This is a genomic window from Roseofilum sp. KMC-1 (assembly GCF_057802075.1).
The window spans coordinates 3,981,636-3,996,769 of the sequence record NZ_CM173605.1 but is presented as its reverse complement, the minus strand read 5'-3'; the positions used below and the strand labels follow the sequence as shown (position 1 = coordinate 3,996,769).

The window sequence follows — 15,134 nt, the reverse complement described above, 5'->3', positions numbered from 1 at the left end:
GGGGTTAGGGGGATCGAAATGTATCGCATAGAGTAAGAAAACTGCTGTATTCATCCTCTAAAGATTGCAGTTATCAACCTACCCTTCTTTAAGGTTACTCTTAATCGGCAGTCCAATCATAAAAGCCGTTTCTCCACCGGGCAAACACTCACAGGTTAAACTGCCTCCATGTTGCTCCACAATAATTTGATGGCTAATAGACAACCCCAATCCTTGAGCTTTACGCTCCATTTTAGTCGTAAAAAACGGATTAAAGATCTGCGAGCGTAGCGCTTCTGAAATTTCTCCCCCATTATTTTTAATCACAACTTGTATCCAGTTTTCCTCTGTAACCTTAGTTTCTATCCCAATCGTAGGTTTAAGAGTTCCTGGACTGTCTTCTAGGGCTTCAATTCCATTATTAAATATATTTAAAAAAGCCTGATTTAAATCCCTAGGACAACCCATAATTTTAGGGAGATTCCCATAGTTTTTAATCCAATTAATAGATGAGTTACTTTTATCCACTTCTAGGCGGTATTGAATCAAAGTTAGGGTACTTTCCAGCTCTTGATTAATTGACAACAATTTAACATCCGCTTCATCCAGATGGGAAAACTTTTGCAGGGTTAAAACAATAGAGCGAATGCGATCGGCTCCATGATACATCGATTTCATTAAATCCATTAAGTCAGATTTCAGGAACTCAAAATCTAACTCGTTTACAGGATTATCCTCTCTCTGCCAAGATTCTGGATAATGTTTTTCATAAAAATGAATCGTTCTAATTAAATCATTAATATATTCCTTGGCTGGCTCTAAATTACCATAAATAAAACTAATTGGATTATTAATTTGATGGGCGACTCCAGCAACCAATTCCGCCAAACTCGACATTTTCTCTTTTTGGATTAATTGCACTTGAGTCATCTTTAATTCAGCCAAAGTATCCTCTAACTCTTGATTGCGATCGCGCAAATCACGAGTCAGCCTTTGTAACTCTAATTGATGAGTGATTCGGGCTAAAACTTCTTCCACAGCAAAGGGTTTAGTCACATAATCTACTCCCCCCACTTGAAAAGCCTTAATTTTATCTGTCGGTTCATCTAAAGCACTAATAAAAATCACAGGAATTTGCCGAGTTTTCTCTGACTGCTTCAACTGTTGGCAAACCTGATACCCATTCATTTCTGGCATATTAATATCCAATAAAATCAGATTAGGGAGTTTATTTTCTGTTGCCCGCAATGCCATTTTACCATTCAGGGCTTTGCGGACATTATAATCGCGCTCTTCTAGCATATCCGAGAGCAGACGAAGATTGACGGGTGTATCATCAACAATCAAGATATCAATTGGATCGGATGCAGTTGCCAATAAAGTCATAGTGAGTATTTACCATTTTTAGGGTTTTTATTAAATGAGTAGAACCCGATCTTCTATCGATCCAGTTGCTCGATTAAGTGCAGGATCAGATCGAATCGAAAATCAATTGCCATGATGGTTAGATCGGAAGTCAGTAAAGCTTGCTCATCTGGAATATCTTCTGTTAATTCTAGTATGATTTTATCACTTCCTTGAGCTGCCGCATCATATAAGGATTGAACCCAATCTGGAGGCATTTTCTTTAGGGCAAGTTTCATCTCTTCTAATTCCGGGTCATCATTAGAATATGAAGCCGATGCATCTACTGTTCCAGAGGCTTCTTGCTCATATTCATAAACCACACCTAAATGTTTAGCGACAATCTCTAATAAATCTTGTTCTTGGAAAGGTTTCCGCACAAAATCATGAAATCCAGCATCAATAACATTCTGGCGGGTTTCTTCAAAAGCACTAGCACTAATTGCGATAACAGGAATGATATCGAGTTGAGGGTTTTCTTGCTGTTTCTTTTTAAGGGTTTTCAGAGCTTCATAGCCATCCATTTGTGGCATTTGTAAATCCATAAAAATCAGGTCAGGAGGATTGGATTCCCAGGCAGCAATCCCTTCAAGTCCATTATTGGCAGTAGTAACCCTAAAACCAACGCGCTCTAGGAGTTCTGATAGCAGTAAGCGATTAGCCGAATTATCTTCAATGACGAGAATTTGATAGGTAGGTTGATGAGGCGCTAATGCTACAACCCGCCCTAATTTTTCTACCTGGGATGATTGGTTTTCAAAAGCCACAGGAGTTACAGGAATGATAAAGCTAAATTGAGAGCCTTCACCTAAAGAACTTTCAACCCTAATTTCACCTCCCATTAATTTTACAAATTGTTGGCTGATAGGTAATCCGAGTCCAGTTCCTTCTTCTGAAGCTAGTCCGGTTTGAGTTTGCTCGAAGGCTTGAAAGATTTTAGGTTGTTCTTCCGGGGCAATTCCCGGGCCGGTATCTTCTACTGCAAAGGAGAGACTGAAAGAGTCTGGGTTCTGGACTGGCTCAACCCGTAATATGACTGAACCAGTTTGAGTAAACTTGATGGCATTTCCCAATAAGTTAATGAGGACTTGCCGCAGTTTACTCTCATCGGTATGAATGGTTTGGGGCATATCTGGGGCGATATTAAATTGTAAATTGAGGTTTTTGCCTTCGGCTTTTAACCCCAACATCTCCTGAAGATTGTTGAGCAATTGATATAAGTTAAAATCATTTTCTCGCAGTACGGTACGCCCAGCTTCAATTTTAGACATTTCTAAAATATCATTAATTAGGGCTAACAGGTGTTCTCCAGAGCGATTAATAATTTCGATGTATTGATGACATTTTTGGGGGAGGGCAGGATTGGCAGTCATGAGTTGACTAAAGCCCAAAATGGCATTGAGGGGGGTGCGTAACTCATGACTCATGTTGGCGAGAAATTGACTCTTGGCACGGTTAGCGCTATCGGCGAGTTCTTTGGCTTGGGCGAGTTCTTTGGCTTGTTGTTGGGTTTGCTCGAAGAGTTCAGCTTGCTGGACGGCAATACCCAATTGATTGCTAATTTTGGAGAAGATGGTGATTTCTGGGGTTTGCCATTGTCGGGGAGTAGAGTTTTGGTAGGCAGCGAGTAATCCCCAAAGTTTATTGTGAGCAAAAATGGGGACGATGAGATAGGCTCTGGCTTCCATTTTTCGCAGAAGTTGTAAGTAGCATTCACTAAAGCCTGCGGTTTCGATGTCGGGGACACTACTACAGGCAATTTTTTCATAGAAGCGCCCGCCTTGGGTTTCTTGGAGATAGGTATCTTCGATGAAGGGTTCTGAGGTACTCAGTCGGCATTCTTCGTTATCCGTGGTTTGATGGAGTTCGGGTAGGGTTTCCCATTCGGGGGAGAGTAGGGGTATCCAACCTTGGGTGACGGATTCGGCGACGATTTCGCCGCTCCAGTCGGGATCAAAACGATAGACGACAAGGCGATCGCACTCCAGAGCTAAACGAAGTTCTTCGGTGGTAGACTGGAAAATCACCCTGATATCGAGGGTGCGGCGCATTTGCTCCAGAATGTGGGTGATGCTTTGCTCCCGTTCCACCACCTGTTGCAGAATCGTATTGGCTTGTTCTAAGTCGGTGGTGCGTTCAACAACGCGCTGTTCGAGTTCAGCTTTGGCTTGGGTGAGGGCTTGGGTGGCTTCTTGCCGTTGCAGTTCGGCGGCAGCGCGAGCAGCGAAGACTTGCAGGAGTCCTTCGGTGCGATCGTCTTTGGGTAGGGGTTTGCAGTCTATAATGCAGAGGTTGCCGATGATCTGTTGTTGTTCATCGACTAGGGGTACACCTAAATAACTGACGGCATTTATGGGTTCAAGTAGGGGAGCGTCTGGAAAGAGAGCCTGTAGATTATCGCCATACCAAAAAGGTTGACCGCGATCGATGACCTGTTGGCAGGGGGTTCCAGCTAGGGGATATTCGATGTTGTTTTGCAGTTTACCATCTATGCAAATGGCCAGGGTTTGCAGCTTTCGATCGACTTTTTGGGCGATCGCCACATACTCAACCTGGAGGGCAGCCGCTAAATGATGGACGAGGGCGGGAAAAAATTGCTCTCCAGTAACAGCAGCCGTTCCCGTGACAATGCTGCTTAAAATCTCTTCTGTGCGCTGGCGTTGCACAATTTCTGCTTGCAGCTCTCGATTGATGTTTTCCAGCTCTTCTGGGGTTTTTAGGGCTAGGAATTGGGGCAATAGAACCACCATTTGAGCGGCTGTCCAACAGGAAACTAGGGCAGTAATCGCCCGTTCTATGCCAGAGAGCCAATAGGCGGGATGCCAGAGCGTCCAAATATCGAGCAGATGTCCGATGCCGCAGCAAATGATAAAGGCTCCAAACAGGTAAAATATACCCATGAAGGGCATACGGCGTTTGTGGACGAAGTAAATGAGGAGGGCGGGAATGGAAAAATAGGCGATCGCAATCAACGCATCACTGGTGACATGCAGCCAAATCAGGGGAGTTTGCCACAAATAACACGAACCATGGGGCATATATTGACTGGGAGAGAAAATATTTTGTAAAAAGTTCCACATAGACAGAGTTAATATGAGCGATGAAGCAGAAAAAGCCCCTAATCCACTCATTCTATCGAAAATCATCTATTCTTACTAGAGTTAAATTATCCTATTGTCCTTCCTTCATAATCCTCTAAGTTCCCAATTCTTCAATTCATAATTATCATGTCCCCAACTTCTGAAAAATACCTCATCCTTGGGGCAGGTTTTATCGGACTCGGTATCGCCGCAGCCCTTAAATCCGCCCAAATTCCCTACGATCAAGTTGATGCCAGCGATGATATAGGCGGAAATTGGTATCACGGCGTTTATGAAACTGCCCATATCATCTCCTCTCGCCAAGTCACCGAATTTCCCCATTTCCCTATGCCTAGGGACTATCCAGACTTTCCCAGTGCTGCCCAAATGTTAGCCTATCTGCGTAATTTTGCAGAGCATTTTCACTTGCGGGAAAACATCGAACTCAACCGCAAAGTCACCGCCATTCATCCCATCCAAAATAACCTTTGGCGCGTCATCTTTGACCATCAAGAAGAAAGGATTTACAAAGGAATATTAATCTGCAATGGCCATCACTGGTGTAAGCGCTTTCCAGAATTTCAGGGAGAGTTTGCAGGCACAATTATTCATTCTAAAGATTACAAACATCCTGACCAACTACGGGGTAAACGAGTCCTCGTTATTGGCGGCGGTAACTCCGGTTGCGATATTGCTGCCGAAGCTGCACGAGTCGCAGAAAAATCCTTTCTGAGCTTGCGTGAGTCGGTTTGGTTTATTCCCAAAACCTTTGCCGGAATTCCAGTTGTTAATCTGGTGCAATGGTGGATGCCTGAATGGGTACAGCGAGCCATGGCTCATACCATTATTCGTCTCACATTTGGCCCCCATAAATGCTATGATTTACCCAAACCCAACCATCGCCTATTTACCAAACATCCTACGATTAATAATGAAGTCCCTTACTATATTAAACAAGGAAAAATTATTCCTAAGCCGGGTATTGACCAGTTAGATGATTTTAGGGTGGAATTTGTAGATGGTAGCTCTGAAAAAGTCGATCTGATCATTTGTGCAACTGGCTATCATCTTGCCTATCCTTTTTTACCCGATGAACTGCAACGGATTAAAGGGGCAACGGTTCAATGTTATGCCGGTACTTTTCTAGATGATTATCAAGGTCTTTACTATATTGGCTGGGGACAAGCACGAGGTGGAGTCGGTTCAATTATTGGCCCTTACAGCCAGTTTTTAGTCAACTGTTTGCGCCTACAAGAAGAAATCAAAATTCCCATCGGCTTAGTGTTCAAAAAACTGGGTCAAGAATTACCCAAGACCCATTTATCCGACCCGCAAGCAGTTTTGAGACAACTTAAAGTAGCTCGTTTAACTTTTCCTTTGATTCGCAAATTTGCCCATTATCTGGATTCCCAGTATCCTAAGTTTGAAAATCAAAGTTTGCCTTAAAAAATGAGACTTTCTTACTCATTACTCATTACTCATTTAATTGGTTTCCGGATAAACAATTGCGCCCTGATTATCCGTTCGGTATACCCAACTGCGCCGGGAATTTTTGACAACGACTCGCCATCCTTCTAGCTCTTGTGCCTGACACTCGCTATTCCAAAATTGTAGCCCTAAACAGTGATTAGACCAAATTTGAGGAGTAGCTTCTACGACTTCTAGGGTACGCATGGGTAGTCGTCGGCGACGAGCCAAATCTTTGAAGACAGCTTGCCTGACGGATTCCGGTAATGCTTGAATGCCAGAAGTTTCAGTAGAAGGTTGATTCATTACTTGCCGGATAATGGAGCCATTGCGATTGGTGCGATAGTTCCAAGTTTTACCCAGAGTATCGCTAATTACCGTAATTTGCCAACCGGGAACGGCGATCGCCGTGCAATTATTTCCTCCTAAGCCTAAACAAGTATCGGGCCAATTTTGGGGCATCGCTTGTTGAAACGCCAAAGAATCGATAGGTTGTTGGGAATCTGTCGCCACTGCTTTTAAGACAATTTCCCGTAAAAATAGGGGAAAAGCAATCTCTTCGGGGGTAGCTTCGAGTCGTCTGAGTTGTCCCTGAACATCCGTGCGATAAGCCCAACGACGAGACCCATCAGATAGAATAATGCGCCATCCGGGAATAATTTGCTGACCGCAGAATTCCCCAGGATTAGCCAATCCTAAACAGGTATCTGGCCATTCTTGGCGACTGGCTTGAACAAAGGAAAGGCGATCGGGATGTACGCCTAATTCAATACTCAGATCCCAACGAACGGCATCAACTAAAAATTGAGGAACCGTTTGCACTTCACTAGAATTAATGGGGATATCCTGAGCCAGTACAGGAAAAGAAAATGCTGAGTTAGTTAACAGGGGATCAACTCCTATTAAACTCGCAAATACTATCCCCCATACATCAATTTTGAACTGAGACATAGATCTTAAGCGCTTCACGCTGGTAATTGGTAATCGGCGGTCTCCCCATTCCCTCATATCCCCACAGCCCTTATTAAGGATTAATTGTTAATTGACTTCACGACTCTTAAGCGTTGGGTAATCATGGTAATACCATCCCCGCGAATTAATACGGCTGAAATCCACCTTGGTTCGGGAATAACAGGAGCAGTTCCTAATTTAAATAAACCGCCAGCCGAGAGTAACTCCAAGTCGATAGATTCAGATTCCAGATAATTCTCTACATTGATCGGCTCTTCTAGAAGAGCGCCTAAAAGAACATCATTACCTAAAGGCTCTTGAACGATCGCATCTACACTAAACCTTTGACCAATTAAAACTTCTTCCGGCAGTTGAAAATTAACCGTAGGAGGATTGTCTCCAGAGGTTAAAATAGTGCGTTCTGAAAGGATTTCTTGTTGCACTAACTTTTGATTTTCTAACCGTTGTCGCGATCGAATCTGCGATCGCATATCCATCGATCGCCCCATCATCATTTTTTTACCCTCTATTTGGGTCACCGTTTCCGCGATCCAAGCATTACCCTCTTGCTTCCAAGACTCAACTTCAGTGCTGTAGCGAATCTGACTATAATCCTGCCAAAATCCCGCTAACACTTCTGCCAAACTAGAGCGAGTTAAGCCATCCTCACTTTTAAATTGCCGATCATAAAAGGCTAAAACCCCTTCTAAGTTCTTTTGACTAGCATTCGTGTCGATTTGCTCAATCACTTGTTTTAACTCATTGGGTATGGTTTCAGCCGCTTGTACCCCCACCCCAGTAGTGGCGATGGAGACACTCAACAGCAAGGTAGCCCAAAGGCGACGAACGGGTAGCCTTGCCCATCGTTTCTGGTAACTGGAAATAGAATTTATCATATTCTCGTTCATGGATTGACCTATCTCAAATAATGTCTCAACCGTTGCCCTCATCCCCCAACCCCTTCTCCCACAGGAGAAGGGGGGAAAGTAAGGAGAAGGTAAAACGGTTTATGGGAAAATAACGGATTAGCAGAAACTGCCCGCAAAACCCTATTACTATACTCTAGAGTACCTGATTCACACCCGATAGCTCCCTCATGTCGAACTCACCCTTGAAACTCTTAATTGCCGCTAGTGGAACTGGTGGGCATTTATTTCCCGCTCTGGCTGTTGCTAGACAACTTGAGAACTGCCAGATTGAATGGTTGGGGGTTCCCAACCGACTAGAAACCGAGTTAGTCCCTAGTCAATATCCCCTACATACGATCGCCGTAGAAGGCTTTCAGGGAGGCTTGAGTCTCAAGAGCCTAAGAGTCTTGCAAGGGCTGGTAAGTTCCATTGGAGTCTGTCGTCGGCTATTGAAAACGGGTGGGTTTCAAGGGGTATTTACCACCGGAGGGTATATTGCTGCTCCTGTAATTATTGCCGCGCGATCGCTCAATTTACCAGTTCTCCTCCATGAGTCAAACGCCTTACCCGGTAAAGTCACGCGCCTTTTGGCTCCCTGGTGTACTCAGGTAGCTGTCGGGTTTGAAGCTGCCAAAAATTATCTCAAGGGAGCCAATGTCGTGACGATGGGAACTCCCGTACGTGCTGAATTCCTTCATCCCCAACCCCTCACCCTAGATATTCCCGAAGATGCCCCTTTAATTGTAGTGGTCGGGGGATCTCAAGGAGCAGTTGCCGTGAATAAATTGGTGCGCGAAGCAGTGCAAGACTGGTTAGAGCGGGGTGTCGTTGTGGTTCATTTAACCGGAAATAACGATCCTGAGCGGCAAGAGGTTCAGCATCCGCACTATTTAACCCTGCCTTTTTACGACAATATGGGCGCTTTACTCCATCGAGCGAGTTTAGCCATCAGTCGCGCTGGAGCTGGAACATTAACGGAATTGGCGATCGCCAAAACCCCAGCTATACTTATTCCCTATCCCTATGCTGCCGACGATCATCAAACCTATAACGCCCAGATCTTCGTCCAAGCCGGTGCAGCACAACTCTTTGAGCAAAACCAACTCACGGCTGAAACCTTAAAGCAAACCGTCTCTCAACTGCTCGAAGCCCCAGAAACCCTAGAGAAAATGTCACAAGCCATGGCTTCCCTCGCTGTACCCAACAGTGCCCAGCAGTTAGCCCAACTAATCGTTAGCATGATTCGCCCGTTGACTTAGTTAGTCACTGCCACTAAAAACTGTTCGCGAGCCTCCTGCTTCACCTGTCCATTCATGATCGCAAACTGTAATTGCATAAATGCCCGGAAATCTTCGACATCATACTTGTGGCTGAGGTTAGTGCGTAATTGGTTCTCAGCTTCTACACTGAGATAGCCAACGGTTAGACTTTGGTTTACGATATCTCGAATTAACATAAGACACTTGACTCCTTCGATGGTAGACGACCTGATGACTAGGGGTTTCCTTGGCAAATGCTCAGTCAGCTCCTCGGCTGACTTGACATTAAGGTATTCGCTTTAGGTTTTATTAAGATTTGAACATCATAACCACAAATTTACAAAATTTGCTAGTTTTCCCTAAAGGTTTTGGACTTTTTTTGATTCCACACTTGCATGGGTGTACTTATTCTTGACTGTCAACTACAGCCTGAGAATTCTAGATTCCGCAAACCCACGGAGATTTTAACAAAACTTCATGAAGATAGGTTAAATTCTCTGGCTGCTACTGACCTAATCCCATCCAAACCCAGCCCATAGGCCCGCAAAATTCCAGAGAACAGGCCGACCCAGGCCAGATTGTGTCAAAATAGTCAAACAGTAAAGAATGACCCCGCAGGAGTTTAATTCGTGGAATCTCGCTATAATCCAGTTGAAATCGAGGAAAAATGGCAACAAACCTGGGCGGAACAAGGAGTAGACACCACACTGACCGACCCAGAGAAACCCAAATTCTACGCCCTTTCCATGTTTCCCTACCCTTCAGGAAACCTGCATATGGGTCACGTCAGAAACTATACAATAACTGATGTGATCGCCAGGGTCTATCGGATGCGCGGCTATCGCGTCCTGCACCCCATGGGATGGGATGCCTTTGGACTACCAGCAGAAAATGCGGCCATTGAGCGGGGTATCCATCCGGCCAAATGGACGTACCAAAATATTGCCCAAATGAAGGCAGAACTCAAGCGCTTAGGACTCTCCTACGACTGGAATCGCGAAGTCGCCACCTGTTCCCCTGACTACTACCGATGGACGCAATGGATTTTCTTGCAATTCTTCCAAGCGGGTTTAGCCTATCAGAAAGAAGCAGCCGTCAATTGGGACCCCGTAGACCAAACCGTACTCGCTAACGAACAGGTAGACAGCGAGGGTTATTCCTGGCGCTCCGGAGCCAAAGTCGAGCGCAAACTCTTAAAACAATGGTTTTTCAAGATTACCGACTACGCCGAAGAACTCTTGCAAGACTTAGATAAACTCTCCGGATGGCCGGAGCGGGTGAAACTCATGCAAGCCAACTGGATTGGGAAATCCGTGGGGGCTTATCTAGAATTTCCCATTGTCGGACTCGATGAAAAAATTGCCGTCTTTACCACCCGTCCCGATACCGTGTATGGGGTGACCTATGTAGTCTTAGCACCCGAACACCCCTTAACCCTGAAAGTAACTACCCCAGACCGACAGCAGGCAGTCACTGAGTTTATCACATCCCTTGAGGGGGAAAGTGATATGGAACGCACGGCCGAAGATAAACCTAAACGGGGGATACCCACCGGGGGACGGGCGGTTAATCCGTTTACGGGGGAAGAGATTCCCATCTGGATTGCCGATTATGTGTTGTACGAGTATGGAACCGGTGCAGTGATGGGGGTTCCCGCCCATGATGTGCGCGATTTCCAGTTCGCGACGCGGCAAGAGTTACCGATTAAGATCGTGATTTCACCGACTCAAGGACAAGTGCCGGAAAGCTTGAGGGAAGCCTATACGGAACCCGGTTATATGGTAAATTCGGGGATTTTTAACGGCGCTCCTTCCACCCAAGGCAAACAGGCAATCATTGATTATGCCCAAAGTAAGGGGTATGGGAAGGCACGGGTTCAGTATCGCTTGCGGGATTGGTTGATTTCTCGGCAACGGTATTGGGGGGTTCCCATTCCTGTTATCCATTGTCCCAACTGTGGGGCGGTTCCGGTTCCCGACGAGCAGCTTCCGGTACGGTTGCCGGAGGATGTGGCGTTTACGGGTAAGGGTGCGTCTCCCTTGGCGCAGTTAGAAGATTGGGTGAATGTAGATTGCCCCACTTGCGGCACTGGGGCGAAACGGGAAACGGATACGATGGATACCTTTATTGATTCGTCTTGGTATTTCTTGCGCTATCCGGATGCTCAGAATGATGGAGCAGTGTTTGATACTGAAAAAACCAATGATTGGATGCCGGTGGATCAGTATGTGGGGGGGATTGAACATGCGATTCTCCACTTATTGTACTCTCGGTTTTTTACTAAGGTGCTGCGCGATCGCGGTTTGCTCAATTTCGACGAACCCTTCCAACGGTTGCTCACTCAAGGTATGGTACAGGCGATCGCCTACAAAAATCCCCATACCGGTAAATATATTCGCACCGATGAAATAGCAGATTTGAGCCAACCCACCGATCCCAATACCGGCGATGCTCTGGTCACCTGCTATGAGAAAATGTCCAAATCCAAATACAACGGCATTGCTCCCTTAACCGTCTTGGGTAAATACGGCGCAGACACCGCACGGATGTTTATCCTCTTCAAAGCGCCCCCCGAAAAAGACCTCGAATGGGATGATGCTGATGTTGAAGGACAATTTCGCTTTCTCAACCGAGTTTGGCGCTTAGTCATGGAGTTTGCCCAAGGGAATTCCCAACAGGAAAGCGCCCATACCAAAGCTGAAAAAGATCTCCGTCGCGCCATCCATACCGCCATTAAAGAAATCACCGATGATTTAGAAGGAGAGTATCAGTTTAATACTGCCGTTTCCGAGATGATGAAACTCAGTAACGCCCTCAATGATGCCTCTTGCAAATCCTCCCCGGTTTACGCAGAAGGCATTCAAACCTTATTGCTTCTGCTTGCGCCTTTTGCTCCCCATTTAGCCGAAGAATTATGGCAAAATTTGGGTTATCAGGACTCCATTCACCGTCAATCTTGGCCGGTTTTTGATGAGAGCGCCCTAGTTGTCGATGAGATTACCCTGGTGATTCAAATTATGGGTAAAACACGGGGCACAATTGAAGTCCCTGCCACTGAAGATCAAGCGCTGTTAGAACAATATGCCCGTGATTCCGAAGTTGCCCAACGCTATATTGAGGGTAAGGAAGTGAAGAAGGTGATTGTGGTTCCTAAGCGCAAATTGGTTAATTTTGTGGTGTCTGGTTAAGAGAGATTATGCCCTCATCCCCCAAAAAGTCCCTCTCCCATGGGAGAGGGATTGAGGGAGAGGGCTTTCTAAGGGAGGATAAAATGATGATCATAGCTCCAGAAATTGCCCATTTCAGCCTTGAAGAATATCATCAAATGATCGAGAGCGGTATATTCAAGGAACGCAGGGTAGAATTGATTAATGGACTGATTATAGAAATGTCTCCTCAAGGCACGGAACACGCTTATTTTGAAGAAAATTTAGCGAAAAAATTGGAACGGCTAATCGCAGGACGAGCCTATGTCCGAGAAGCTAAACCGATTACCTTATCGACATCGGAACCAGAACCCGATATTGTGGTCGCAAAGTTGCCGCGATCGCAATATATCGACCATCACCCTTTTTCCCAGGATATCGAGCTAGTTGTTGAAGTATCCAAGGCAACTCGAAGTTACGATATGTCTGTAAAAAAAGAACTCTATGCCCAAGAAAATATCCCAGAATATTGGATTGCGGATATTAACTCTAGAATAGTAATAGTTTATCGCTTTCCTCAAGGAAATGACTATCGAGACAGGCAGGATTTTTCAGTCACAGAAGAAGTCACCCCCTTGGCATTTTCCGATCTTTTAATTCCTGTATCCGATATTTTTGTCACCTGAAAATGATCAAATTTCACAAAGGTAAATTCTTACAGCAGTTTTCGCTGCTATGCGGTACATTTCGATCCCCCCAACCCCCCTTAAAAAAGGGGGCAGTCAAAGTCCCCCTTTTTAAGGGGGATTTAGGGAGATCTTTTCCGACTGTACCTCATTACCGCGCGAAGCGCTGTATTTAAATCGGAAGCTTTACTTGAGGAGTTTATCTGGCTGCATCTCTCTCAACTTCTAGATTTAAATCCGGTCGCTAAACAATATTTCATTGATGAAAAAAATAGATCGGACATTTTAGCCATTGATGCACAAAACCGGTTAGCAATTATCGAACTGAAAAATAGCGGCGGTAAAGCCAGTCTAGATCAGTTAATGCGCTATAAAAAAGCCTTAATGCGCCATCCTCCCGACGGTGAAGAATTTTCCCAAGTGGACTGGAAACAAGAGTTTTCTTTAATTTCAATTGCTGCTGATTTTTCGACTCCCGCTAAAGAGTATGCCGCTCGTCATCTGCCGAATAGTTTACTGTTACACTATGAAATCGATCGCACGAAAGACAACCGTTATTGTTTGATTTTGCGAGACTTGGAGGGAAAAGTCTATCGCAAACAAGATATTGAAGTGGTTGAAGATTCCCTATTTGATTCTTTACCACCCTTTCTTCAAGCCTATTTACTGACACAGCCAGAGATTAAGGATAGAATCCTGGAGATCATTCAGAAGATTCTGGATTATCATCCCAGCATCCAATTTGAGAGTGAGGTAAATCGCTCCTCTCATAGCAAGGATCTGAGCTTTGGCAAGTTTAACAAGCAAGGAAAAATGATAGAAAAGAAAACTTGTGCCCATTTTAGTTATTATTGTGGCCAAAAATATCAAGAAAAAAGATTATCTCTTGTTGTTCACTTGCCAACTATGTGGATTATTCCAAAACGAGCTAATTTGAGAAATAAAAAATTTCAAAGGGGTAGAATACTTGGTGGAGTTAGCATCCAGACGGATGACTTTTATCATGTGAACAAGCTAACTGATTCTAATATGTGGATGAGTGATGTATGCAATATCGAATTAAGATATCCGTTTAACGACGAGCAAATCTATGACACACTTGAAGACTATTATATCAATTATCGCAAACAGATGAAATCTCGTCAGAAGCTTAGACCCCTAACTCATGATGATTTTAAGTCAGTTGATAGTGTAATTGAAATGGCGTTAGAGGATTGGTCAGTGCGATAGCAAATATTGCAAGGAGAAAATACAATGCCTTTTACTGGCTATAAAAACCTGGCAATGGTTATTCAATCTTTTGAGTTAACTTACCAAGAGCATAATTTTATTTTACCTTCTGAATTCACCTTAAACGATTACTTCAAGCAACGGTTTGAAACTGTTTTAAGAGAAGGTATTATTGATAATTCAGAAGCTGCGATTTGCGAAAACTTAATCGCACCAATTTTAACTGAAGTTTGGTTTGCTTATAAACAAAACTGGTTACTGTGGAGCCATCAAAGCCTAATCTATGATGAAGATTTATCCGGAGTCCCAAATTACATATTAGCACATAAATCTCCTCTAGGCAAGATTGTTTTTGAGCAACCTTTTTTTGTAGTGATAGAAGCAAAGAAAGATGATTTTACTGGCGGTTGGGGACAATGTGGAGCGGAAATGGTGGCTTGTCAAAAAATTAATGGGATTCAAGAGCAAACGATTTTTGGCATAGTTTCTAATGGTAAAGTGTGGGAGTTTGGGAGATTGCGCGATCGCGCCTTCACCAAAAACATTAAATCTTACACGATTTACGATTTAGATCAATTATTCAACGCCGTTAATTACGTTTTTGAGCAATGTCAATTACAAGTTAATCCGTAAGCAAAAAATTAATTGTCATTGCGTCGAATCAAGTAACGGACTTCTTCCAGGAGAATATTAAAACGCTCGTCATTTTCTGCTTGACGTTGTTTCATTTCCGCTTGCTGTTTTTCCATTTCCGCTTGACGTTTTTCCATTTCCGCTTGACGTTCTTCCATCTGTTCCATATGGCGTTGATGTTGAGCTGCAACTTGCAAGAGTGCCTGTGAGGTGATTCTCAATCCCTCTACACTATCTTTGACCTCGCTAATGCTTTCCCGTAACTCACGAACACTTGAAGAGAGTTCGTCCAGCATTTCATCTGTCCATCGCACGACTGCCATTTGTTTGCTCCTTTTTGTTTGAGGCTGGTTTCTATTCTAATACAAATGTTGAGATTACTGGGGCGATC

12 protein-coding genes are annotated in these 15,134 nt (G+C 44.3%); 6 read left to right on the top strand and 6 right to left on the bottom strand.

From position 1 onward, the window contains the following. Positions 1-78 precede the first annotated feature (78 nt). Positions 79-1,365: a hybrid sensor histidine kinase/response regulator gene (locus AC3FZD_RS18345; RefSeq protein WP_488737400.1), complete on the bottom strand. Its 1,287-nt coding sequence runs from the start codon at positions 1,363-1,365 to the stop codon at positions 79-81. Positions 1,366-1,418: 53 nt separating this feature from the next. Next, positions 1,419-4,463 (bottom strand): GAF domain-containing protein, encoded by a 3,045-nt coding sequence (locus tag AC3FZD_RS18340; protein ID WP_488737399.1) that lies wholly within the window; start codon positions 4,461-4,463, stop codon positions 1,419-1,421. Positions 4,464-4,610: 147 nt separating this feature from the next. Here AC3FZD_RS18340 and AC3FZD_RS18335 point away from each other — a divergent pair, with 147 nt between their 5' ends. Beyond that, entirely contained in the window at positions 4,611-5,909 is a 1,299-nt protein-coding gene (locus AC3FZD_RS18335) for a flavin-containing monooxygenase (protein WP_488737398.1), read from the top strand. A 36-nt stretch (positions 5,910-5,945) separates the two neighbouring features. On the opposite strand, the gene AC3FZD_RS18330 is transcribed toward AC3FZD_RS18335, so the two are convergent. Beyond that, the gene (locus tag AC3FZD_RS18330; RefSeq protein WP_488737397.1) at positions 5,946-6,881 is read right to left on the bottom strand and encodes a DUF8738 domain-containing protein; all 936 of its coding nucleotides are present in this window, start codon (positions 6,879-6,881) and stop codon (positions 5,946-5,948) included. 80 nt (positions 6,882-6,961) lie between these two features. Further along, complete coding sequence (locus tag AC3FZD_RS18325; protein WP_488737396.1) at positions 6,962-7,777, bottom strand: DUF8623 domain-containing protein; 816 nt, start codon at positions 7,775-7,777, stop codon at positions 6,962-6,964. A gap of 200 nt (positions 7,778-7,977) precedes the next feature. Between AC3FZD_RS18325 and murG the strand changes: the two genes are divergently transcribed. Beyond that, complete coding sequence (gene murG, locus AC3FZD_RS18320; protein ID WP_488737395.1) at positions 7,978-9,048, top strand: undecaprenyldiphospho-muramoylpentapeptide beta-N-acetylglucosaminyltransferase; 1,071 nt, start codon at positions 7,978-7,980, stop codon at positions 9,046-9,048. Here murG and AC3FZD_RS18315 read toward each other — a convergent pair. Further along, positions 9,045-9,245 carry a hypothetical protein gene (locus AC3FZD_RS18315; protein WP_488737394.1) on the bottom strand — a complete coding sequence of 67 codons (201 nt, stop codon included), beginning with the start codon at positions 9,243-9,245 and terminating at the stop codon, positions 9,045-9,047. The genes murG and AC3FZD_RS18315 overlap by 4 nt on opposite strands. 432 nt (positions 9,246-9,677) lie before the next feature. Here AC3FZD_RS18315 and leuS point away from each other — a divergent pair, with 432 nt between their 5' ends. From leuS to AC3FZD_RS18295, 4 genes are all read left to right on the top strand, one after another. Then, on the top strand, positions 9,678-12,236 hold the full coding sequence (leuS, locus tag AC3FZD_RS18310; RefSeq protein ID WP_488737393.1) for a leucine--tRNA ligase: 2,559 nt from the start codon (positions 9,678-9,680) through the stop codon (positions 12,234-12,236). An 83-nt stretch (positions 12,237-12,319) separates the two neighbouring features. Next, a complete protein-coding gene (locus tag AC3FZD_RS18305; protein ID WP_488737392.1) occupies positions 12,320-12,880 on the top strand; it encodes a Uma2 family endonuclease in 561 nt (186 codons plus the stop codon). Positions 12,881-13,243: 363 nt separating this feature from the next. Continuing rightward, a complete protein-coding gene (locus tag AC3FZD_RS18300; RefSeq protein ID WP_488737391.1) occupies positions 13,244-14,110 on the top strand; it encodes a hypothetical protein in 867 nt (288 codons plus the stop codon). A gap of 24 nt (positions 14,111-14,134) precedes the next feature. Continuing rightward, positions 14,135-14,743: a hypothetical protein gene (locus AC3FZD_RS18295; protein ID WP_488737390.1), complete on the top strand. Its 609-nt coding sequence runs from the start codon at positions 14,135-14,137 to the stop codon at positions 14,741-14,743. An 8-nt stretch (positions 14,744-14,751) separates the two neighbouring features. Here AC3FZD_RS18295 and AC3FZD_RS18290 read toward each other — a convergent pair whose 3' ends face one another. Further along, positions 14,752-15,066, bottom strand: coding sequence for a hypothetical protein (locus AC3FZD_RS18290; protein WP_488737389.1), 315 nt, complete (start codon positions 15,064-15,066; stop codon positions 14,752-14,754). Positions 15,067-15,134: the final 68 nt, after the last annotated feature.

What these genes read in the sequence shown, in the direction of transcription:
- AC3FZD_RS18290 (WP_488737389.1), bottom strand. Translation starts at nt 15,066, where the DNA reads ATGGCAGTCGTGCGATGGACAGATGAAATGCTGGACGAACTCTCTTCA.
- AC3FZD_RS18325 (WP_488737396.1), bottom strand. Translation starts at nt 7,777, where the DNA reads ATGATAAATTCTATTTCCAGTTACCAGAAACGATGGGCAAGGCTACCC.
- AC3FZD_RS18305 (WP_488737392.1), top strand. Translation starts at nt 12,320, where the DNA reads ATGATGATCATAGCTCCAGAAATTGCCCATTTCAGCCTTGAAGAATAT.
- AC3FZD_RS18295 (WP_488737390.1), top strand. Translation starts at nt 14,135, where the DNA reads ATGCCTTTTACTGGCTATAAAAACCTGGCAATGGTTATTCAATCTTTT.
- AC3FZD_RS18345 (WP_488737400.1), bottom strand. Translation starts at nt 1,365, where the DNA reads ATGACTTTATTGGCAACTGCATCCGATCCAATTGATATCTTGATTGTT.
- AC3FZD_RS18335 (WP_488737398.1), top strand. Translation starts at nt 4,611, where the DNA reads ATGTCCCCAACTTCTGAAAAATACCTCATCCTTGGGGCAGGTTTTATC.
- AC3FZD_RS18340 (WP_488737399.1), bottom strand. Translation starts at nt 4,463, where the DNA reads ATGTGGAACTTTTTACAAAATATTTTCTCTCCCAGTCAATATATGCCC.
- AC3FZD_RS18300 (WP_488737391.1), top strand. Translation starts at nt 13,244, where the DNA reads ATGCGCTATAAAAAAGCCTTAATGCGCCATCCTCCCGACGGTGAAGAA.
- murG (WP_488737395.1), top strand. Translation starts at nt 7,978, where the DNA reads ATGTCGAACTCACCCTTGAAACTCTTAATTGCCGCTAGTGGAACTGGT.
- AC3FZD_RS18330 (WP_488737397.1), bottom strand. Translation starts at nt 6,881, where the DNA reads ATGTCTCAGTTCAAAATTGATGTATGGGGGATAGTATTTGCGAGTTTA.
- AC3FZD_RS18315 (WP_488737394.1), bottom strand. Translation starts at nt 9,245, where the DNA reads ATGTTAATTCGAGATATCGTAAACCAAAGTCTAACCGTTGGCTATCTC.